This is a genomic window from Parasphingorhabdus sp., assembly GCF_039939955.1.
Taxonomy (GTDB): domain Bacteria; phylum Pseudomonadota; class Alphaproteobacteria; order Sphingomonadales; family Sphingomonadaceae; genus Parasphingorhabdus.
Map to the genome: position 1 here is coordinate 286976 of NZ_JBDVHS010000002.1, position 19650 is coordinate 306625.

The following is a 19650-nucleotide window of genomic DNA, read 5'->3' on the forward strand; positions in this document are numbered from 1 at the left end:
TTAGGCTCCTGCAACCGGGTTGATGATGAGATTGCCATGATCGTCGACCAGCGCTTCGCAGCCGCTGTGGACGAGGGTGGTTGAATCCATTTCGGTGACAATCGCAGGACCGGGGATGCGGTTGCCGGCTTTGAGCAGCGCGCGATCGTAAATGGCGGCATCCTGTATTTTGCCATCCATATAAAGCTGGTGATCGCGGGTTTTGGCAGCGGCCGGGTCCGCATCGCCCTTGTCGATGGTCGGCGGTGCGACATCAGCCGATTTGCCGAGCGCTACGGCACGGACATTCACGATCTCGTGCGGTGTCTCGTCGAGATTGAACGTAAATAATCGCTCATGCTCGGTGTCAAATCGTTCGATCAGATTTTCGATCGAAAGGCCGGCGGGTTCGACCGACAAAGGAATTTCAAAGGCCTGCCCGGCGTAGCGAATATCAATTTCGTAGAGCAGTTCGACATCGTCGGGCGCGACGCCTTCGGCCTCCAGCTCCTGCCGGACCTGCGCACCAAGATTGTCGAGATAGACGGTCAGTTCGCCGTCGCTGGTGTTTTGAACCATCTCGTTATAACTGCGCTGGGTTTCGATGCGCTGGCGGGTGGTGGCATCACCATAAGCGCAGAGCACGCCCGGTGATGGCGGTATGATGACCGGCCAGCTGTTCATCAGCTTGCCCATCGCATTGGCGTGCAACGGCCCTGCACCGCCAAAGCCCATCAGCGCAAAGTCGCGCGGATCATAGCCTTGCTGCACCGACACCAGACGCAGCGCGCCGAACATATTCTCGTTCACAATGTCGATGATTCCGGCCGCAGCGTCCATCAGGTCGATGCCGAGCGCATCGGCGATTGTCTGGACCGATTTTTTCGCGCCTTCGCGATCGAGGGTGAAGCTGCCGCCCAGAAGCGATTCAGGCAGATAGCCCAGCACCACATTGGCGTCGGTCACCGTCGGCAATTCGCCGCCTTTGCCATAAGCCACCGGCCCGGGCACCGCGCCGGCGCTTTCCGGCCCGACGCGCAGCGCCTTGGTCAGTTCCGGCACGAAGGCGATTGAACCGCCGCCCGCACCGACGGTCTTTACGTCGATGGAAGAGGCGCGAACATTAAGGTCGCCGACCGACGTTTCCCGTTGCAGTCGGGCTGCGCCATCCTCGATTAGGGCCACGTCGGTTGATGTGCCGCCCATGTCCAGGGTCAGAACATTTTTGACATTAGCGCTTTTTGCCACCCAGACCGCGCCGGCGACACCGCCAGCAGGCCCAGACATCAGCAGATTGACCGGCGCTTCCGCGCTTTTTTCGGCGGACATCAATCCGCCATCGGACCGCAGCAGGCTGAGCCTTGCTTTGGTGCCCCAATCCTTCAGTTCTTTTTCCAGATTGCCGACATAGCGCGCCACTGCGGGGCGCACCGCGCTGTTGGCAATTGTGGTGAGCGCGCGTTCATATTCCTGCATTTCCGGCAGAATATCTGAAGAAATCGAAATCGGAACATCGGGGAAGACTTCGGCGCAGATAGCGGCGACGGCTTTTTCGTGCTGGCCGTCGACATAGCTGTTCATCAGACAGACGGTCAGCGCCTCGATGTCTTCCGATGCTTTCAACTGTTCCAGCCGGGCCCGCATTTCCGCTTCGTCCAGTTCGCGGACGGTGTTGCCTTCGGCATCCATCCGTTCCGGCGCTTCGATCGTGCGTTCTAGGGCCGCCATGGGCTCCGGCTTCGGCCAGATGATCCAGGCAGCAAGCCCACCGGGCACCAGACTGCGCGCAATCTGCATCAAATGGCGGTAGCCGTCGGTGACGACGAGGCCGACTTTGGCAATTTTCTTCTCTAGTACCGCGTTGGTTGCGACGGTGGTGCCGTGCAAGAACAAGTCGATATCGGCAGGGGCAATATTCTGGCGTTCGCACAGGCCCCGTGCGCCATTGATGACCGCCTGGGAGGGATCGCTCGGGGTGGAGGGAACCTTGTCCCGGAACGTCTGGCCTGTGGCCTCGTCAATCAATAGCAGATCCGTAAAAGTTCCGCCGACGTCGACACCCAATCGATACCCCATATTTCAATCTCTCTCTTATATTTTTGTCATTCAGGCTTCGGCTCTCGCGACCAGAGACGGCAACGGCCGGCCGATTATGGTTTCAAACCACTGATTGGTGGCGATGGCTTTCTGTAGATCAAGATCATGGCCGACAGCGGAGCGGTCGAGCAGGTTGACCAGATCTTCTGTAGCAATATTACCCGTGGCATTGGGCGCAAAAGGGCAGCCGCCCAGTCCGCCGAGGCTGGAGTCCAGTGTTTCCACGCCGGCCTGCACAGCAGCCCATGCATTGGCGATACCGGTGTTGCGTGTGTCATGGAAATGGGCCCGCATCTTTATATGGCTCGGTAATATTTCCTTCAGCCGACCGAATAGGTCAGTGACTTGCGCCGGAACGCCGACACCTATCGTATCGGCCAGCGCGATTTCCATCGGATCTTCCGCCGCCATTTCTTCGGCAATCCGGACTATCGTCTCTGGCTTGACGGCACCTTCAAACGGACAACCAAAAGCGGCCGAGATGGTCACTTGCGCTTTTAGCCCCTCGGCTTTGGCAAAGCGGATCATCTCGCGATTTTCCTTAATCCCCTGTTCGATGGTCTGTCCTTGGTTCTTCTCACCAAATGTGTCGCTTGCCACAATCACGCAGCCGGCTTCGTCAATGCCGCGCTTGTTGCCTTCGCGCGTTGCTAGGCCGCGTAAGACACCGCGTTTGTTCAGGCACAGGCCGATGTAAGAGACATCATCTCGGTCTGGCAGACCAGCGATAACTGCCTCTGCATCCGCCATTTGAGGAACGCGTTTTGGATGGACAAAGCTTGCCACTTCCATGCGCCTTGTTCCAGCATCAAGCATGCGGGTAATAAGGCCCAGCTTGTCAGCTGTTGAAATTATTTCGGCTTCATTTTGCAACCCGTCCCTTGGACCAACTTCCAAAATTGTAACCGCTGTGCGACTAATCTTGTTCATTTAAATTGTATACAATCCTGCAACTGCTTTGTATAGAAGAAAGGATGATGCGGGAGTATTTTTCATGACGCAAGGGGCATTGGCTGGGTTGCGGTTGATCGAAATGGGCCAGTTAATAGCGGGCCCATTCTGCGGTCAGCTGATGGGTGACCATGGCGCAGAAGTAATTAAGATCGAGCCGCCGAAAGTCGGCGATGCGATGCGAAGCTGGGGACAGGGCATTCCGCTCTGGTTTTCCGTCGTAGGTCGCAATAAAAAATCGATCACGCTGAATTTGCGGGAAAAAGAAGGCCAGGCAATCGTCAAGAAACTGGTCGAGAAATCGGACTTTCTGCTGGAAAACTTCCGGGCCGGTACGATGGAAAAATGGGGCTTGGACTATGAAACGCTCAGCGCGATCAACAAGGGCCTGGTCATGATTCGGGTCTCTGGCTATGGCCAGACCGGCCCCTATTCGAACCGTGCGGGCTATGGCGGTATTGGTGAAGCCATGGGCGGGATGCGCTATATCATAGGCGAGCCCGACCGGCCGCCCAGCCGTGCGGGCCTGTCCATTGGAGATTCACTCGCGGCGACCTACGCCTGCATCGGTGCGCTGATGGCACTGGAACATCGGCATAAGACCGGCGAAGGACAGGTGGTTGACTCGGCGATTTACGAAGCCGTGCTCGCCAATATGGAATCGACCGTGGCGGAATATACCGTTGCCGGACATATCAGGGAGCGGACGGGTTCGATCCTGCCAAAAATTGCTCCGTCCAATGTCTATCCAACCAGCGACGGCAGTATATTGATTGGCGGCAATCAAGACAGTGTCTGGAAGCGCATGGCGGCGATGATGGGGCGGCCAGAGCTTGGTGAGGATCCGCGCTATGCAACGCATGTCGCCCGCGGTGAAAATCAGACGGAGCTTGATGAACTGATCGCCAAATGGACGCAGACGATATCCAGCAAGGCCTTGCTGGATATGTGCGAAGAGCATGGTGTACCGGCAGGCAATGTGTATCGCGCACCCGAAATGCTCGAGGACCCCCATTTCAAGGCACGTGAGGCTTTGGTGGAAATGGACCATCCGCAGCACGACAATTTTGTGATGCAGAATGTCGCGCCGAAACTTTCAAAAACTCCGGGTCATATCGACAGCGTCGGTCCTGAATTGGGGTCGCATAACGAAGTGATATATGGTGAGTTGCTGGGCATGAGCAGCGCGAAGATGACGGACCTTAAAGATCGCGGTATCATCTAAGGCCCGCCCCGAATTCAGTTTTCTGCAGCCTGCGCTGATATACTGCTGAAGCTGTGAAAGGCGCGGCGGATATGGCTGGTCATGACCGCGCGCGCCCATTTTGGATCCTTGGCAGCAAAGGCAGCGATCAGTTCGTCATGATCGACGCCCGACTGGATCAGATCATCCTGCGAATATTGATTGGCGGTTCGACGGACAACGGGCTGTTCTACTAGGGCCGGGAGTAATTTGCTCAGCCGCGGAGACTGGGCGCGATGCAGAATCAAATTGTGAAATTGCCGGTTTGCATCGAGGAAGGTCGCAATATCAGGTTCGGGCTGGTTGACCGCTTCGGTCAGGGCGTCATTAATGGCGCGCAGCTGGATCAGGTTTTCGTCATCCATCCGCTGAGCGGCCCGTTCTGCTGCATGGGCCTCGAGCATTGCCCGTAGCGTGAACATTTCGTCGATCTCGTCATCCGACCAGTCCGCCACCGAAAGTCGTTTGGAAGCGCTGCGCACCAGCAACATTTCATTTTCCAGCCGGCGAACCGCATCGCGCACCGGCGTTCGTGACACGCCGGAAATCTCCGCGAGCTGTTCCTCCGTCAATTGCATACCTGGGCGCGCGCCTCCGTCCAGGATGAAGCTACGGATTTTCTTATAGGCGGTGTCAGAAGCGCGGCTCATCACAGGTTCTTGGCGCAATAATGGGTAAGGAGCAAGCCCTGACCAATCTAGCAGTTTCCACTTGACGGATCATAATTGTATACAATAGAACGTTGTTAGGGAGTTTTACATCACTATGTCCGAACCGGAATTGCCATGAAACGGATCAAGGTCATTGTTCCTATTCCCATGGACGATGCCGGTGTGGCTGCTCGGGCGGAACAATTGCCGGCCGATTTTGTGCGGGCCGGTTTTCAACCAGAATTTGTCGCTGTTCCGTGGGGAGCCGCTTTGGGTGACAGCTACCATGACACGCTGTTGATGGACTGGACGGTTTTTCAGGCCGGGATCAAGGCGGAAGAAGAGGGCTATGCCGGGGTATTGATCGATACGGTCAGCGACAGTGGCATGCGCGCGCTTCGTTCGAGGCTCAACATTCCCGTCGTCGGACCCGGAGAAGCCGCTTTCGCTGCGGCAATGATGCTGGGCAAGAAATTTACCGTGCTAACCATGTGGCCAGAATGGTTCCCGCTCTACGAAAAGACGATCAACGAATATGGCTGGTGGGAGCGGGTAGCCTCGCTTCGGTCGATCGAAACCCGACCCGATGTCACCGAATTGCTAGCGGGCAAGGAAGAGGTGATCTTTGATAAGCTGAAGCAAGAAGCGAACTTGGCGATGGAAGAGGATGGTGCGGATGTCATTGTGCTTGGATCGACCACCATGCATCAGTCGGCCCAATATCTAGACGAAAACCTGCCCATTCCCGTCCTTAATCCGGGACAAGTGGCCTATAAATTTCTCGAAACACTGATCGAGCTGGATCTGACTCACAGCAAGAAAGCGTTTCCTGCCCCTGAAGTGCCAAAGGATGATGATATTCGAAAGGGATGGTATTGATGACCGACTGGACGCCCGGCATGGCAGGCCAAGAACCGCTGCCTTATCCCTTTTATATCGATATTGTAATCAAGCGCTATTTCGACGGCGTTGATAATAAAAATCTAACCCAGGTGCTCAACTGCTTCGCGCCCGATGCGATATTGCACGAAGCCACATCCGACACGATCCATCAAGGCCGTGACGCGATAAGGGCCATGTTCGAAAAGCTGTTTGCTGATTTTGAATCGATTTGGCACGGCAATTTTGTGCACACGGCTGACCCGGGTTCGAATGCAATCTGTTCACAGTTTACAGTGCTAATCACGCCCAATGGTGGCGAGCAGCTTCGCTATGAAAATTGCAATCGCTTCTATTGCAAGGACCGGCTTTTTCAGCATGTCTTTGTCTACATGAGCGGTGACAATTTGCTGAAAGAAGGAGATTCCTGATGCAATATGAACCGGGCCTCTCCCGCACTGCATTGATCGAGCTCGCAACCAAAACCTATTTTGGCAATGTCGACGCGAAAAACATGGATGGAGCGTTGGACTGTTTCCAGGATGGCGCTCTATTCTGTGTCCAGACCGATTTTACCCGCCACAGCGGGAAGGCCGAAATCAGGCGCATGTTCGAAGATTTCTTCGGCGCCTATGAGAAAATTGTCCATCGTGACTTCACGTGCACGGTGGACGAAGCCAATGGCCGGATTTCTGCTTGTTTTGTGGCTGAGCTGACCGATGTCGATGGTGGGGTCACGCTGCTTAACAACACCAATTTTTGGCGAATCCGGGACGGAAAATTTCAGGAAGTCTACGTCTATATGAGCGGAGCCAATGTGCTCGTCTAACCAAATTTGACGGGCCAAAAAGGCCCGCAAATATTCCATTCAGGGAAGGAAGAAAAATGCGTCGCATAAAAACAACTCTTTCAATTTCGGCCGGTCTCGCTGCGCTGGTTGGGTTTAATCCAGCTTCTGCACAAACCGGTGGTGATCAATCAGCGAACGAAGGCGAGGACAGCAATGTCATCATCGTCACGGCCCGGCGTCAGGATGAATTGCTCACCGAGGTTCCTGCATCTGTTACGGTATTTACCGAGGATATGCTGGATCGCACCGGTGTGCAGCAGGCGGATGAGTTTGTTCAGCTGACTGCTGGCGTGACGATTGTCAGCGGCACCGCAGAAGCCGGCGATACGCAGATTAATATCCGCGGCATCAATGGTGCACGCGACGCTGAAAGTTCGGTTGCGCTGGTTGTGGATGGCATTCTCAAAACCAACACTGCCCAGCTCAATCAGGACCAAGGCACGCTTCGCCAGATTGAAATTCTAAAAGGCCCGCAAGGCGCACTTTATGGTCGCAATGCTGCTGCTGGTGCGATTGTCATTCAGACACTCAAGCCGAGTGACATTCTGGAAGGCGGAATCAAGGTCAGTGCCGCAGAAGATAAAACGTATAAAGCATCAGCCTATGTCTCGATGCCCGTGGGCGACAGCGCCGGTCTGGTGTTGTCGGGTTCTTACAACACCACCGACGGTTTTTACCGCAATAGTTTCCTCGGCAACAGCAAGGTTGTAGATGATCAGGAAACCTGGTCGATCGACGGACGCTTTATCGCAGAGTTGGGTGATGCGACGGAAATTGATGTGAAGGCTCGCTATGCCGATCTTTCCGGCGCCTCGATCAACTTTAACACGGCCTTCCATCTTCCCAATTTCGCTGGCGTCGATCCGGCCTTTTTTGAAGATGTGAATGATCATGACTTTGGCTATTATTCGAACATCCGGCCGACCAATGACCAAACCACGTTTGAAACATCTGTCAAACTGACGCACGAGTTTGAGTCAGCCACGTTAACGGCTTGGGCGCTCTACAGCGATGTTGACCAAGCATTGACGGCCGATGGTACGTCAGCAGATTTCGCGCGCTATACTTTCCCGGGCGCCACACCCGCATCGGTCGCTGCGTCGAACAGCTGTTTCGCGACGACTGCACAATTGACCGGTTTCCCGCTCAATTCCCCGACCTTTATCGGTAATGGCCCGATTCCGTTCATTTTTGATCCGGCCAATGGCTCGACCCTCGGCGCCTATAGTCCGACCACCTGTGATGGCACTCAATATCAAATTCGTGAACAGACCGATATTAGCGCGGAAGTCCGGCTGGCCTCCAATGGCGACGGGCCATTGGCCTGGCAGATTGGTGCCTATTTTCTGAACATCGACCGCGATGTTGGGGTGAGCCTCGGCGCCGATCTCGGTCAGGGCATCATCAGGCAATTGTATAATGACGCGGATAGCAGCAACCCGACATCGCAGTTGTTTGCCGATAATTTTAACACCAATGTCTATGCTGCTTTCGGTTCGCTCGATTATGAAGTGACCGATAATTTGGACGTCGGGCTCGCGCTGCGTTATGATATCGAGAAGCGGGAAGTATCCAGCCGGGTGCCGTTGGTGACCGATCCGATCACCGGCGGTCCGATCAATCCTGGACAGGCTTTCGGCGCCATTCCGGATCAACAGGAAACCTTCAAGGAGCTGCAGCCCAAGCTATCGTTGCGCTATGGGCTCACGGATGATCTGAACTTCTATGCTAACTGGGGCATCGGCTTCAAATCGGGTGGTTTCAACAACCAGGGATCTGCTGCCATTGTCGACCAGAATTTCAACCAGTTTCTCGGCACCAACATCTTGATCAACGATGTTTACCGTAAGGAAACATCGAGCGCGTTTGAGGCCGGTTTCAAGGGCTCTGCGGCAAATGGCGCGCTAACCTTTGATCTGGCAGGCTATTACACCACGGTCGATGACATGCAGTTCTTCGAATTTTTTGTCGGTTCTTTTGGTTTGCTTCGGGTGGTTTCAAATATCGACAAGGTCGATGTTTACGGGATCGAATTTAACGCCAATGCAGAAATTGTAGAGGGCTGGGACGTCTTCGGATCGGTCAATGTGACCGAAAGCGAGATTAAAGCCAATGCTTCTCGCCCCTATACTGTTGGCAACAAATCGCCGCATACCGCAGATTATACGATCAATCTGGGCACCCAGATGGTGGCACCGATCGCGGACAGTTTCGATCTGGTGATGCGCGCCGATTATCGCATCACTGGCCCAACGTGGTTCCACACGGTTCAGGAAGACACCGGCCCGACCCTGTTTAGTGGTCTATTGCCTGGTTCCGCCCTGGCTCTGCCGGCCTTTGTCGGCGACGCTGATATGTCGATTACGGAGCGTGATGCCTTTGGTGTGCTGGATCTCCGGTTCGGACTGGAAGGCGACAATTGGAACATCACTGCCTTTGCCGATAACCTGCTCGACAAGCGCTATCTCAATGAGGTGATTACCGCGATTGAATTTGGTGGTTCCTTTGTCTCACCGGGTGGCCAGCGTCGCTTTGGTGTCGAGGTTGGATATAAGTTCTAAAAGCCCTGTTTTTGCGCGCTGTCGATTTACGGCAATGATCCATCTAGCTTCGTAAGAGCTTTCCTTGCGAAGCTAGATGGGCCGCATCAACAGCGACTAGCGTCTTGTAGACTTGATGGGTTTGATCTGCGATTTCGTCCCATTGCGGAAAGCGGCGCGGGCTGACGCGGAACATATCGGGATTGGCGTGAGCCCGGTTGAGCGCGCTCACCATGCTCCGAACATTATCCGGATTGAAATAATGTTTAGCATTGAGCCGGAGGTCCCGGTTTTCTGGAAGGTCACTCAACAAGATGGGACAGTCAAAGCTAATCGCTTCAAGCAGCGTATTGGAATATCCTTCGCGGATCGAAGGGTTCACAAAGAAACGGGCGTCAGAATAGAGCGGGGCCAAGGCTGATCGGGGAAGACTGCCAAGCATCTCTATTCGGTCATCCGCAAAGGTTGAGCTTTGCTTGCGACCAGTATTTTTGTCATATTTGCCGACGATCACCAACTTTATATGCGGATGGCTTTTGGCAAAGACACGGAAAGCAGAAACCAAGCGATGGATATTTTTCTGTTGCGGTTTCTGGCCGACCAAAAGAATATAGTCGCCACTTATCGGCGCGTTTAAGTCTCCGGGGAAATTCTCTTTTCGGTCGAGTGCATTACCGATGACATGGATATGGTTTTTGATGCCCGAGGCGCGCAGTTTTTTTCTCAAGGCGGGCGTTACGGCGATGATACTATCCGCCCAGCGCAATTGATATTTGCCCCATCGCATGACCCATTTCCCGATTCCCTTCCATGAGCGTGTGTAACAATCAGCTCCATAGCGAATGACGGTTTTGCACCCGATCAACTTGTAAGCCCAAAGTAGCACAGCGGATTCAAGGCCTGAGAAATGCACAATGTCCGGACGCATCCGGAGCGCTTTCATGAAGGTCGCCACGGCGTAAAAAAATCTGCCGGTTCTGAGAAAGGCAAGCGACGGCACGCGCCATAGCGAAACACCGCTATACTCTGGCGCCTTTATAAACGGTTTTACGCCGGCGATGCACACCTTCCAACCACGGCTCGCGATAAGGGGGAAAAGTCGTTCCGCATTTTTTTCGATGCCGCCTTCGACATCCGGGATGCCACGAACCCCAACGACCAATATCGTTTTCATTGCCCCTCCTTCCAGCTGTTGTCAGAATTTGAAGCGATATCGCGCGAAGCTGGTTAACAAACCTTAGCGTGGTCGAGTCGGTTGGCCGCTTTAGACAAATATTTCTTTTGAAGGTCGAAAAACTCGGTTTGATTCACTAAGAGATTTTGCGACAAACCCCTGATGGGGCTATGAGAATCAGAACCGGGCTGAAAATATGCGGGACAACAAGCGATGACGAAGACGGACCGAAACAATCTGCCTGATAGCGATGCTGATCGGCTGAAACCGCCGCCTCGGTTCATCCAAAAATTTCTGGCCCTGGACCCACGGCGCGTGGAGTTTCGTGTTCGCGGTTTCGATCTTGCAGAAAAGAGCCGTGAGGAGAGGCTGGAGGCGATCGGCAAGGCATTTTTGCGTGGTTATAACCTGACGCTATCAGCGCGCTCATTTGCTGAATTCGTTGCGGCAATGGACGAAGAATCCTTATTGTTGCGTGGCTTCTTTATCGAAGGCGGCGCGATGGGCTGCGCTCTTGTGGACAGCCTTCCCTTTCGTAAGCCGATGTTGCCGCGCTATCTTGCGTTATTTGCCGGACAATATCCGATTCTGGTTCATGCCGGTGTCGGACTGACGATCTCGAAACTGTCGTGGCGTGAGAAAGGGATTTTGGCGGAGCTGGACCCGCTTTACCGTTGGCTTGCTTACGACGGTTTAGGTTATCACAATATGTATTTTGAACCCGAAAAAACGCTCACTGGGCCGAAACGCATCCTTAAAGGCTATGCATCACAGGCTTATGATCAGGGCGCTGGCCGCGGTATCTGGTTCATTAGCGGCGCAGACGTCGACAAGGCAGCTGCAACAATCGCCTCCATGGCCAGTGAACGGCGACCGGATCTCTGGGCGGGTGTCGGGCTGGCGCTATGTTATGCTGGGCCTAGCGGTCCACAGGAATTTCTCGCCGCAAAGGAATTGGCGGGCGGATATGCCGCCGATATGGCAATGGGCGTGGCAATGGCCTGTACGGCCAGAGTGAAAGATCAATCGCTTTTGCCGGAAACCCGTGAAGCGATCACTGCATTATGGGGTATCCCGCCGGAAGCGTTGGCAGAACGGGTGGAATCGCTGCGCGAATCTATAGTATCATCCGCGCTTAGCGACGGCACGGCTTATGCATCTTGGCGCGCTCAAATAGCGCAGGATTTCTCGCAAAAATAGAGCATTTGAATGCTTGTTATAGAAGGTCTGGCTGCTGGATATTGCAGCATTTGGCTAGGCTTAGTTGGTGCGGTCGAGAAGACTCGAACTTCCACGGGGTATTAACCCCACAGCGACCTCAACGCTGCGCGTCTACCAATTCCGCCACGACCGCACTGTCACTAGCTTGGGACAGCTTGTCCCGGGTAGGCGCGTGCCCTTAGCAAAGGGGTTTCCTAGTCGCAACAGATATTCGTTGTCAGCCTGCGTTGGTGGCGCGAAAGTTTAAGGGCGCACCGCCGTCAATCCCTTGTCTGGTCAGCCCACCCGACTTCGAGCTGGCTGGCTGCCCTTGGCACATCGAGCTTGGCTTCATTGAAGTTTACCGTCTCTCCGGGAGCCAGCGATTGCGTCGGAGCTTTCATTTTCCAACTATACACAATCCGGCCACCAGCATCACGTAGAATGACGAGCATGGACGGCACCGCATGGTCATTGGTTGTCGGGTTTATGATTGTCCCGCTGGCGGCGAAATATTCAGTGCCATCTGGAAGCGTTCTACGGTCCTGCTTCTGGCTAAGCTCGATAAGCAGGGGGGTCTCTTCAACCGTGGCAAACTGATAGTTGGAAATCCATTGCGGCGTTCCAAATCTATATAGCGCGGCCCCTAGGGCCAGCACCAATGCGGCGAAGGCAACCGCTGCGATTGTCCATAGCTTTGCCGGATTCCGGCGCGCTTTAAACGGTGGCTCGTGCGCGAAACTGCTGTCTGCCGCGGCATAGTCCGGAGCGACAGAAATCGGTGGCGGCGGCGTTGATGGCGTGACGGCTGGTGCAGGTTTCCAACCCCCGTCAGAAACGGGTTCTGTATTTGTGACCGGAGGCGCCTGTTCGGGCGCGCTTGCCTCAACTGTTTCGATTTCCGGGAGGATAGCTTCCTGAAACCAATTGTGGCGACAGGATGCACAGCGCACCGAACGGCCATTGGGGCCAATGGCGCTATCGGGTACGAGATAGCGGGTTTGGCAAGCTGGGCAATTCAAAATCATGACATCCCTCTAAACACGCCATGACGGCAAACTGCAAGTGGCTGCATAGGTGATTTGACATCGATGCTGCTTTTTTCGCGATTTCCCGCAAATTGAAACATCATCGCCAGATAGCGGAGTTGATTTGATGGGTCTTCCCGGCCTATTGGTCCTTGGGCTGGTTAATGTTTCTTTACTATATTGGAATGCAGAGCACAAATGGACGAAATTGTTCGATTTGAAAATGTCGGCCTGCGCTACGGTGCGGGTGCGGAAACGCTGACTGATCTCAATTTCTCTCTCAACCCAGGCCGTTTCTATTTTCTTACGGGTGCGTCAGGAGCTGGCAAAACGTCGCTGCTCAAGCTGCTCTATTTGTCGCAACGTCCTAGTCGCGGGATCATTCGTCTTTTTGGAGAAGATGCCGTTACCATGCCACGTGAGCGGTTGCCCGGCTTTCGGCGCCGGATCGGGGTGGTGTTTCAGGATTTTCGTCTCGTCCCGCATCTGTCGGCTTTTGACAATATCGCGCTTCCGTTGCGCGTCGCCGGGGTTCGCGAAAAAGATCTGGAAGCGCCAGTGGCAGAGATGTTGGAATGGGTTGGACTTGGAGACCGGCAATCTGCCCGGCCAGCGACACTGTCCGGCGGGGAGCAGCAACGCGTGGCTATTGCGCGAGCGGTGATTGGCAGACCGGAGATATTGGTCGCGGACGAACCCACTGGTAACGTGGATCCCGATATGGCCGTGCGGCTGCTGCAATTGTTCGAGGCGCTTAATACGCTCGGCACGACAATTGTGGTCGCCACCCATGATATTCATTTGCTTAGCAAGATACCGGGCGCTCAGATGATGCAGTTAGAAAAGGGCGCGCTTGCCGATCCAACCGGGTCGCTTCGTCATCCGCCACTTTCCAAAGATAAGCTGCAGTAGGTCGTTCGGGGCATGTTCAAGTTTTTTGTCATTCCGGCCCATGATCGGCGCCTGATACCCGAGGGCCGCCTGTCCGGACCTATGCCTTGGGTTATCGCCATTATGATTTTCCTCACGGTTCTGGCAGCAGCGGCGGGTCTCGCCATGACGCAGGCGATGATCGATGTGTCGGATGAATTGTCCAGTAAGGCGACGGTGCAGATCATTGAAGCCAATCCCCAAACCCGAAGTCGTCAGGCAGGCGTCGCCGCTGAACGATTGCGGTCCTTGCCGCTCATCAAAGAGGTGCGCGTACTGCCATCCGAAGAGATTGAAGCTCTCATGGAGCCCTGGCTCGGTACCCAGGATATTGCGGACAATATTCCGCTTCCCGCACTAATTGATCTGAAACTAGTCCGTGTTGCTACCGAAGCCGAATATCAGTCGTTACGAGACACGCTGCAATCGATCGCTCCGGAGGTGCGCGTTGAACCCAGTAGCAGTTATATCGCACCGGTTGTTTCCTTGGTGCGGTCTTTTCAATGGATCGCCTTTGGTCTGGTTGGCCTACTTGCCTTGGCGACCGCTGCTGCTGTGATCATTGCGGCGCGATCGGCGCTCAATACGCACAGGGAGACTATTGCGGTGGTGCATTTGCTGGGTGGTACAGACCAACAAATCAGCCGGTTGTTCCAAAGACGCATTGCTCTGGATGCCCTGTTCGGTGGATTGATCGGATTGATCGGGGGCATATTGATCATCTGGTTGATCAGCTCGCAATTGACGGCTCTTGGTTCCGGATTGGTACAGTCGGTTGGCCTTAACTGGTGGAGTTGGTTGATAATTGTCACCATTCCGATATTGGGAATGTTCCTTGCCATGGTGACGGCTAAATTGACGGTTACCGGCGCCTTGAAAAAGATATTATAGCTACGCCGAATGATTTTGCGCTTGCTCTCTTTCCTGATTCTGGTCTGGATCATAGGCTTTGCCTGGTTCGCCATCGATTTGCCGCGCCCAGCAGCAGATGATGCGCATACAGGCTCCGTTGTGGTTCTGACCGGTGGTGCTGGCCGCATTGATCGTGGGTTGGATATTGTTACGGCGAAAACAGCCGGCAGATTACTGATTTCTGGAGTCGACCGGGATGTGAAGCCAGCAGAACTCGCGGCTGAATATGACCGGTCAGACGCCCTGTTCGATTGTTGCATAGATTTGGGTTTCCAAGCGGTGGATACACGGTCCAATGCTCTCGAAATTGCGCGTTGGGCCGCCCGACGCGGCGATAAGTCGGTACGGTTGGTGACGTCTGACTGGCATATGCGGCGTGCTCGGTTGGAACTGGAGCGAGCGATGCCCTCGGATGTTCGCATATTGTCCGATGCGGTGCAGAATAAACCGTCTTTGGGTATGTTGTTCACCGAATATAATAAATATCTGATGCGCCGTTTGGCCGCTTTGGCGGGAGTCTGAGATGTTGGCTTTCATTCGCTCTTTGATCTTCATGGCCGTCTTCTACATCGGCTCTGTACCAATCATTGCCGCTACTTTTCTCGGGGCCTTTTTCAGGCCAAAGACCATCTATTATATGGCTCAATTTTGGAGCCGTTATCATTATCTCTGTGCTCGCTGCATTCTTGGCATTCGGGTTGAGGTCAAGGGCGAGATCCGCAACGAACCGCTGCTATATGTCTTCAAGCATGAAAGTATGTTTGAAACGATCGACCTGCTGAGGATTTTCGACAAGCCCGTGGTCATTGCCAAGAAAGAGCTTTTGGTTATCCCAGTTTGGGGATGGGTTGCGACCAAACATGGGCTGCTTGGTATCGACCGCGATGGCGGTGGGGCCGCAATGCGACAGATTATCAAGCAAGCCAAAAAAGCCGTTGCCGAAGGCCGGCCCATTGTCATTTTTGCCGAAGGCAGTCGTGCCCACCATGGTGAACGCCCGGAACTTCAGACCGGCTTTGCGGGCATCTATAAGTTAATGGGTATACCATTGGTACCGGTGGCGTTGAATAGCGGGATTATTTCCCCCCGGGACACATTTGTGCAGAAAAGCGGCGTGATCACCTATGAGGTGCAGCCGGAGATTGAACCCGGTCTGGACCGTGAGGACATCGCGGGCCGGGTGCATGCAGCGATCAATATGCTGAACGACTAGTCGTGCGTACGTCCGAAATCGGGCGCTGCATCATCTTGACCTTCTTCAATAATCTGGCGACGGATCGCGCGGGTCTTAGTGAAAAGGTCAAAAAGTTCATCACCCTTGTCCCAGCGGATTGCCCGTTGCAGCGCGGTGAGATCCTCGGAGAAGCGCTGGAGCATTTCAAGCACGGCTTCCTTATTTGACAGGAAAACGTCCCGCCACATCGTTGGATCGGATGCCGCAATCCTTGTGAAGTCACGAAAGCCGCCGGCGGAATATTTGATGACTTCACCGCTGGTGACATCTTCGAGGTCGGACGCGGTGCCGACAATCGTATAGGCAATAAGATGTGGCAAATGGCTGGTTACGGCCAAGACAAGGTCATGATGTTTGGCGTCCATGATTTCGACATTAGCACCGAGCTTTTGCCAAAAGGCCTGCACGCGCTCGATATCGATTTGATGGGCATCGTCCGGCGGAGTCAGGATGCACCAGCGTTCCTGAAACAATGTTGCAAATCCGGAGTCCGGGCCGCTATCTTCGGTGCCAGCGACGGGGTGGGCAGGGATGATCCGGGCACTGGGGAGAGCCTTGGTCAAAGCGCTCAGCACGCTTTCTTTCGATGATCCGACATCGCTGACAATCGCATCGTCCGGCAGGTCGGCAGCGATGTCCGATGCCACTTCGCCAATCGCTCCGACAGGTACGCAGAGCATTATCAGGTCAGCGTCGGTAACGGCGGCTCCCGCACTGTCACTGACGTCATCGCAAAATCCGAGTTCGATAACGCGTGCCCGTGTGGCCGGGTCGCTGTCAAAGCCGGTGATTCGAGCGGTCGGCATAGTGGCCCGCACCGCATGGGCGATGGAGGAGCCGATCAGTCCCAGACCAATGATGGCAATATTGGCAAACGGCAGCATCAGGCGGCCGCCGCCAATATTTCGCGCAAGGCTTGCGCCAATCCGCGGGTTTCCGTTTCTGTGCCGATGGTCATTCGCAGACCGTTGACCAGCCCCTGACCCGGAAGCCAGCGCACAGCATAGCCTTTTTCCATGAGCGCGCTGTTGGCCTGTTCGGCGGTGACTTTGCCTTCAAACAACACCAGCAAGAAATTGGTATGGCTTGGCACGATCCGCAGGCCGTGATTGCCAAGAGCATTGATTTCGTCGCTCAACCATTGCCGCCATTGCGCATTATGTTCGCGGCTAGCGGTGACAAAATCATCGGCAGCCAAGGCGGCGAGGGCTGCTTCCTGGCCTGCTGTAGTGACATTGAACGGCAGTCTGATCCGGTTCATCGCACCGATAACTTCTGCCGAGGCATAGCCCCAGCCGATGCGTTCCGCGGCGAGGCCGTGGATCTTGGAAAAGGTGCGCGTGACCAGAACATTGGCCTTGGTTTCGGCTAGCGGCAGCGCACCGTCATCCTCGTCGGCTTCGAGATATTCGGCATAGGCGCCGTCGAGTACTAGCAAGACATGACCAGGCAGCTCTGCCTGCAGGCGCGCGATCTCTTCGCGGCTTGAGAAGGTGCCGGTCGGATTATTGGGATTGGCAACAAAAACGACCCGCGTCTTTTCGTTGACCTTCGCAAGTATCGCATCAACATCGGTGCCATAGTCTACATCATCGGCGATCACTGGTGTTCCGCCATAACGCCGCGCGGCAATATCATAGACCGCAAAGCCGTATCGCACATAGATGATTTCGTCGCCGGGCCCGCTAAACGCGTTGGCGGCGAGGTGCAGGACATCGTCTGAACCCGTTCCGCAAATGATTCGCGCCGGATCTAGATCATATTTGGCCGCAATGGCTTCGCGCAACTTGGTCGAACCGGGATCGGGATAGCGGTCTACGGAGGCCGAAGCAGCGTTTAATGCCGCGGTAGCGTCCGGGCTGCATCCTAGTGGATTTTCATTGGCCGACAGTTTGACAAGCTTTTTGCCGTCATCACCGCTGGATTTACCCGGGACATAGGGCGCAATTCCCATGATCCAGTCTTTTGGTTTTGGTCCGCTCATTGCCTTGGTCCGCTTGCTTGGAGATAGTCTCTGTCGCCGGACTAACCTTTGCGGCCTGTCAGTCAACAGCATTATCATTTGACGGTCGGGATTTCGCCGCTTAGCTCCCATATTGATGACAGATGATACGCGTTTTGGATTGGATAGAAAGGTTCGCCTGCTCGGACCGCTGCCGCTGGACAGCGGGGCAGAGCTTGCGCCTGTCGATATCGCGTATGAAACCTATGGTAGCCTCAATGCGGATGCCAGCAACGCGATATTGATTTGCCATGCGCTGACGGGCGATCAATATGTTGCCTCGACCCATCCGATTACCGGCAAGGACGGCTGGTGGGTGCGGATGGTGGGGCCCGGCAGACCGATCGATACGGAACGTCATTTTATCATCTGCGCCAATGTGATCGGCAGTTGCCTTGGTAGTTCTGGTCCCGCGACGATCAATCCTGCGACAGAGTCTCCCTGGGGTATGAACTTTCCGGTGCTGACCTTGGCCGACATGGTCCGCGCGCAGGCTTTGCTACTCGATCATCTAGGGGTCGAACGGCTTCATGCGGTCGTTGGTGGTTCGATGGGCGGCATGCAGGCGGTTAGTTGGGCGGCCCTCTATCCCGAGCGGGTCCGTTCTGCGGTGGTCATTGCCTCGGCCGCGCGCCATAGCGCCCAGAATATCGCCTTTCATGAAGTGGGACGCCAGGCGATCATGGCCGACCCGCGTTGGCGCGGCGGGGCCTATTATGCCGATGACGATCCGCCGAGCAGCGGTCTCGCCGTGGCGCGGATGGCGGCGCATATCACCTATCTCTCGGAAGCGGGCCTGACCGAGAAATTCGGACGGCGGCTGCAAGACCGTGACGCCAAGACCTTTGGCTTTGATGCCGATTTCCAGGTGGAAAGCTATCTCCGCCATCAGGGGATCAGCTTCGTCGATCGCTTCGATGCGAACAGCTATCTCTATATCACCCGGGCGATGGACTATTTCGATCTCGCCGAAGCGCATGGCGGCGTGCTGGCCAATGCTTTCAAGGGATCACCAACCCGCTTCTGCCTGATCAGCTTCGACACCGACTGGCTCTATCCGACCAGCGAAAGCCGGACGATGGTCCATGCGCTGAACGCTGCGGGGGCAGAAGTCAGTTTCATGGAATTGTCGAGCCCGTTCGGCCATGACAGCTTCCTGCTGGAGAACCCGGAGATGAGCCGGATTGTCGACGGCTTTCTGAAGGCGGGGGAAGAGAAATGACCGCAGACCCGATTATATCCTGCCTTTCGCGCCGTTTTGGAATCGCACAAAGCCACAAAGGCACCAAGAAGAGATCGCCTGTTCTTCTCTTCGTGCCTTCGTGTCTTCGTGCGCAAAAATCTTCTGTCTCCCGCTTCGCAGAGTGCGCCGCATGATCAAACTCCGTCCCGACCTTCAGATAATTGCCGATAACATCGCGCCGGGCAGCCGGGTGCTTGATATCGGCTGCGGCGATGGCGCGCTGATGGCCGCCTTGCGTGATAAAAAAGGCTGTGATGCGCGCGGGCTGGAGATTGATCCTGCCAATGTCGCCAGCGCGGTCGCCAAGGGGCTTTCGGTGGTACAGGGCGACGCCGACACCGATCTGGCCACCTATCCCGACGGTAGTTTTGACTATGCGATCCTCAGCCAGACGCTGCAGACCACCCATCGGCCCGACATCATGCTCGACCAGCTGCTGCGGATCGGCCAGCAGGCCTTTGTTAGCTTCCCCAATTTCGCCCATTGGCGGGTGCGCATGGCGCTGTTTTTCGGCGGCCAGATGCCGGTCACCCGGTTGCTTCCACAACGCTGGTATGACACGCCCAATATCCACCATGTCACGATCGACGATTTCCGCGCGCTGGTGCAGGATGGCAAATATGCGCAGGAGGGGCAGTGGTTCCTCAGCGGTGACAAGCAGACGGGGCGCGGTATCGCCAATCTATTGGCGGAACACGCGGTGTTCTTGTTGCGGGGCTAAGGGAAGCAGCAAGAAGC

At 55.2% G+C, this 19650-nt stretch carries 19 protein-coding genes and 1 tRNA gene; 12 read left to right on the forward strand and 8 right to left on the reverse strand.

Annotated elements, in window-relative coordinates:
- On the reverse strand, positions 1–2055 hold the full coding sequence (locus tag ABJG22_RS01655; protein WP_348018495.1) for a hydantoinase/oxoprolinase family protein: 2055 nt from the start codon (positions 2053–2055) through the stop codon (positions 1–3).
- A gap of 30 nt (positions 2056–2085) precedes the next feature.
- A complete protein-coding gene (locus ABJG22_RS01660; protein WP_348018496.1) occupies positions 2086–3006 on the reverse strand; it encodes a hydroxymethylglutaryl-CoA lyase in 921 nt (306 codons plus the stop codon).
- Between the two features lie 64 nt (positions 3007–3070).
- Here ABJG22_RS01660 and ABJG22_RS01665 point away from each other — a divergent pair, with 64 nt between their 5' ends.
- Positions 3071–4252 (forward strand): CoA transferase, encoded by a 1182-nt coding sequence (locus ABJG22_RS01665; protein WP_348018497.1) that lies wholly within the window; start codon positions 3071–3073, stop codon positions 4250–4252.
- Between the two features lie 14 nt (positions 4253–4266).
- Here ABJG22_RS01665 and ABJG22_RS01670 read toward each other — a convergent pair whose 3' ends face one another.
- On the reverse strand, positions 4267–4920 hold the full coding sequence (locus tag ABJG22_RS01670; protein ID WP_348018498.1) for a GntR family transcriptional regulator: 654 nt from the start codon (positions 4918–4920) through the stop codon (positions 4267–4269).
- 135 nt (positions 4921–5055) lie between these two features.
- On the opposite strand from ABJG22_RS01670, the gene ABJG22_RS01675 reads away from it, so the two are divergent.
- Genes ABJG22_RS01675 through ABJG22_RS01690 form a run of 4 tightly spaced genes read left to right on the forward strand, consistent with a single transcriptional unit; the run spans position 5056 to position 9210 of the window.
- On the forward strand, positions 5056–5799 hold the full coding sequence (locus tag ABJG22_RS01675) for an aspartate/glutamate racemase family protein (protein ID WP_348018499.1): 744 nt from the start codon (positions 5056–5058) through the stop codon (positions 5797–5799).
- Positions 5799–6230, forward strand: coding sequence for a nuclear transport factor 2 family protein (locus ABJG22_RS01680; protein WP_348018500.1), 432 nt, complete (start codon positions 5799–5801; stop codon positions 6228–6230). Before ABJG22_RS01675 ends, ABJG22_RS01680 begins: the two co-directional genes overlap by 1 nt.
- A complete protein-coding gene (locus ABJG22_RS01685) occupies positions 6230–6628 on the forward strand; it encodes a nuclear transport factor 2 family protein (protein ID WP_348018501.1) in 399 nt (132 codons plus the stop codon). The genes ABJG22_RS01680 and ABJG22_RS01685 overlap by 1 nt, the downstream gene beginning before the upstream one ends.
- A gap of 56 nt (positions 6629–6684) precedes the next feature.
- Positions 6685–9210 (forward strand): TonB-dependent receptor, encoded by a 2526-nt coding sequence (locus ABJG22_RS01690; RefSeq protein ID WP_348018502.1) that lies wholly within the window; start codon positions 6685–6687, stop codon positions 9208–9210.
- Between the two features lie 43 nt (positions 9211–9253).
- Here ABJG22_RS01690 and ABJG22_RS01695 read toward each other — a convergent pair whose 3' ends face one another.
- The gene (locus tag ABJG22_RS01695; RefSeq protein ID WP_348018503.1) at positions 9254–10363 is read right to left on the reverse strand and encodes a glycosyltransferase family 4 protein; all 1110 of its coding nucleotides are present in this window, start codon (positions 10361–10363) and stop codon (positions 9254–9256) included.
- Positions 10364–10576: 213 nt separating this feature from the next.
- Here ABJG22_RS01695 and ABJG22_RS01700 point away from each other — a divergent pair, with 213 nt between their 5' ends.
- Complete coding sequence (locus tag ABJG22_RS01700; protein WP_348018504.1) at positions 10577–11563, forward strand: DUF1702 family protein; 987 nt, start codon at positions 10577–10579, stop codon at positions 11561–11563.
- Positions 11564–11628: 65 nt separating this feature from the next.
- Here ABJG22_RS01700 and ABJG22_RS01705 read toward each other — a convergent pair.
- Both ABJG22_RS01705 and ABJG22_RS01710 read right to left on the reverse strand, forming a co-directional pair.
- A tRNA-Leu gene (locus ABJG22_RS01705) sits at positions 11629–11717 on the reverse strand.
- A gap of 127 nt (positions 11718–11844) precedes the next feature.
- On the reverse strand, positions 11845–12591 hold the full coding sequence (locus ABJG22_RS01710; RefSeq protein WP_348018505.1) for a zinc-ribbon domain-containing protein: 747 nt from the start codon (positions 12589–12591) through the stop codon (positions 11845–11847).
- A 198-nt stretch (positions 12592–12789) separates the two neighbouring features.
- Here ABJG22_RS01710 and ftsE point away from each other — a divergent pair, with 198 nt between their 5' ends.
- The 4 genes from ftsE to ABJG22_RS01730 are packed head-to-tail and all read left to right on the forward strand — an operon-like array spanning position 12790 to position 15646.
- Positions 12790–13503, forward strand: a complete 714-nt coding sequence (ftsE, locus tag ABJG22_RS01715; protein ID WP_348018506.1) for a cell division ATP-binding protein FtsE — start codon at positions 12790–12792, stop codon at positions 13501–13503.
- A gap of 12 nt (positions 13504–13515) precedes the next feature.
- Positions 13516–14412: an FtsX-like permease family protein gene (locus ABJG22_RS01720; protein ID WP_348018507.1), complete on the forward strand. Its 897-nt coding sequence runs from the start codon at positions 13516–13518 to the stop codon at positions 14410–14412.
- A 9-nt stretch (positions 14413–14421) separates the two neighbouring features.
- Complete coding sequence (locus ABJG22_RS01725) at positions 14422–14955, forward strand: YdcF family protein (protein ID WP_348018508.1); 534 nt, start codon at positions 14422–14424, stop codon at positions 14953–14955.
- A 1-nt stretch (position 14956) separates the two neighbouring features.
- Positions 14957–15646: a lysophospholipid acyltransferase family protein gene (locus ABJG22_RS01730; protein ID WP_348018509.1), complete on the forward strand. Its 690-nt coding sequence runs from the start codon at positions 14957–14959 to the stop codon at positions 15644–15646.
- Here the strand turns inward: ABJG22_RS01730 and ABJG22_RS01735 are convergent.
- Both ABJG22_RS01735 and hisC read right to left on the reverse strand, forming a co-directional pair.
- Positions 15643–16551, reverse strand: coding sequence for a prephenate/arogenate dehydrogenase family protein (locus tag ABJG22_RS01735; RefSeq protein WP_348018510.1), 909 nt, complete (start codon positions 16549–16551; stop codon positions 15643–15645). The two genes, ABJG22_RS01730 and ABJG22_RS01735, sit on opposite strands and share 4 nt — an antisense overlap.
- Entirely contained in the window at positions 16551–17651 is a 1101-nt protein-coding gene (gene hisC, locus ABJG22_RS01740) for a histidinol-phosphate transaminase (protein WP_348018511.1), read from the reverse strand. The genes ABJG22_RS01735 and hisC overlap by 1 nt, the downstream gene beginning before the upstream one ends.
- Positions 17652–17766: 115 nt before the next feature.
- On the opposite strand from hisC, the gene ABJG22_RS01745 reads away from it, so the two are divergent.
- The gene (locus tag ABJG22_RS01745; RefSeq protein WP_348018512.1) at positions 17767–18891 is read left to right on the forward strand and encodes a homoserine O-acetyltransferase; all 1125 of its coding nucleotides are present in this window, start codon (positions 17767–17769) and stop codon (positions 18889–18891) included.
- Between the two features lie 154 nt (positions 18892–19045).
- Positions 19046–19633 (forward strand): methionine biosynthesis protein MetW, encoded by a 588-nt coding sequence (metW, locus tag ABJG22_RS01750; RefSeq protein ID WP_348018778.1) that lies wholly within the window; start codon positions 19046–19048, stop codon positions 19631–19633.
- Positions 19634–19650 lie beyond the last annotated feature (17 nt).

Coding starts and splice junctions, on each gene's coding strand:
- ABJG22_RS01655 (WP_348018495.1), bottom strand. CDS start 2,055: ATGGGGTATCGATTGGGTGTCGACGTCGGCGGAACTTTTACGGATCTG.
- ABJG22_RS01660 (WP_348018496.1), bottom strand. CDS start 3,006: ATGAACAAGATTAGTCGCACAGCGGTTACAATTTTGGAAGTTGGTCCA.
- ABJG22_RS01665 (WP_348018497.1), top strand. CDS start 3,071: ATGACGCAAGGGGCATTGGCTGGGTTGCGGTTGATCGAAATGGGCCAG.
- ABJG22_RS01670 (WP_348018498.1), bottom strand. CDS start 4,920: ATGAGCCGCGCTTCTGACACCGCCTATAAGAAAATCCGTAGCTTCATC.
- ABJG22_RS01675 (WP_348018499.1), top strand. CDS start 5,056: ATGAAACGGATCAAGGTCATTGTTCCTATTCCCATGGACGATGCCGGT.
- ABJG22_RS01680 (WP_348018500.1), top strand. CDS start 5,799: ATGACCGACTGGACGCCCGGCATGGCAGGCCAAGAACCGCTGCCTTAT.
- ABJG22_RS01685 (WP_348018501.1), top strand. CDS start 6,230: ATGCAATATGAACCGGGCCTCTCCCGCACTGCATTGATCGAGCTCGCA.
- ABJG22_RS01690 (WP_348018502.1), top strand. CDS start 6,685: ATGCGTCGCATAAAAACAACTCTTTCAATTTCGGCCGGTCTCGCTGCG.
- ABJG22_RS01695 (WP_348018503.1), bottom strand. CDS start 10,363: ATGAAAACGATATTGGTCGTTGGGGTTCGTGGCATCCCGGATGTCGAA.
- ABJG22_RS01700 (WP_348018504.1), top strand. CDS start 10,577: ATGACGAAGACGGACCGAAACAATCTGCCTGATAGCGATGCTGATCGG.
- ABJG22_RS01710 (WP_348018505.1), bottom strand. CDS start 12,591: ATGATTTTGAATTGCCCAGCTTGCCAAACCCGCTATCTCGTACCCGAT.
- ftsE (WP_348018506.1), top strand. CDS start 12,790: ATGGACGAAATTGTTCGATTTGAAAATGTCGGCCTGCGCTACGGTGCG.
- ABJG22_RS01720 (WP_348018507.1), top strand. CDS start 13,516: ATGTTCAAGTTTTTTGTCATTCCGGCCCATGATCGGCGCCTGATACCC.
- ABJG22_RS01725 (WP_348018508.1), top strand. CDS start 14,422: ATGATTTTGCGCTTGCTCTCTTTCCTGATTCTGGTCTGGATCATAGGC.
- ABJG22_RS01730 (WP_348018509.1), top strand. CDS start 14,957: ATGTTGGCTTTCATTCGCTCTTTGATCTTCATGGCCGTCTTCTACATC.
- ABJG22_RS01735 (WP_348018510.1), bottom strand. CDS start 16,551: ATGCTGCCGTTTGCCAATATTGCCATCATTGGTCTGGGACTGATCGGC.
- hisC (WP_348018511.1), bottom strand. CDS start 17,651: ATGAGCGGACCAAAACCAAAAGACTGGATCATGGGAATTGCGCCCTAT.
- ABJG22_RS01745 (WP_348018512.1), top strand. CDS start 17,767: ATGACAGATGATACGCGTTTTGGATTGGATAGAAAGGTTCGCCTGCTC.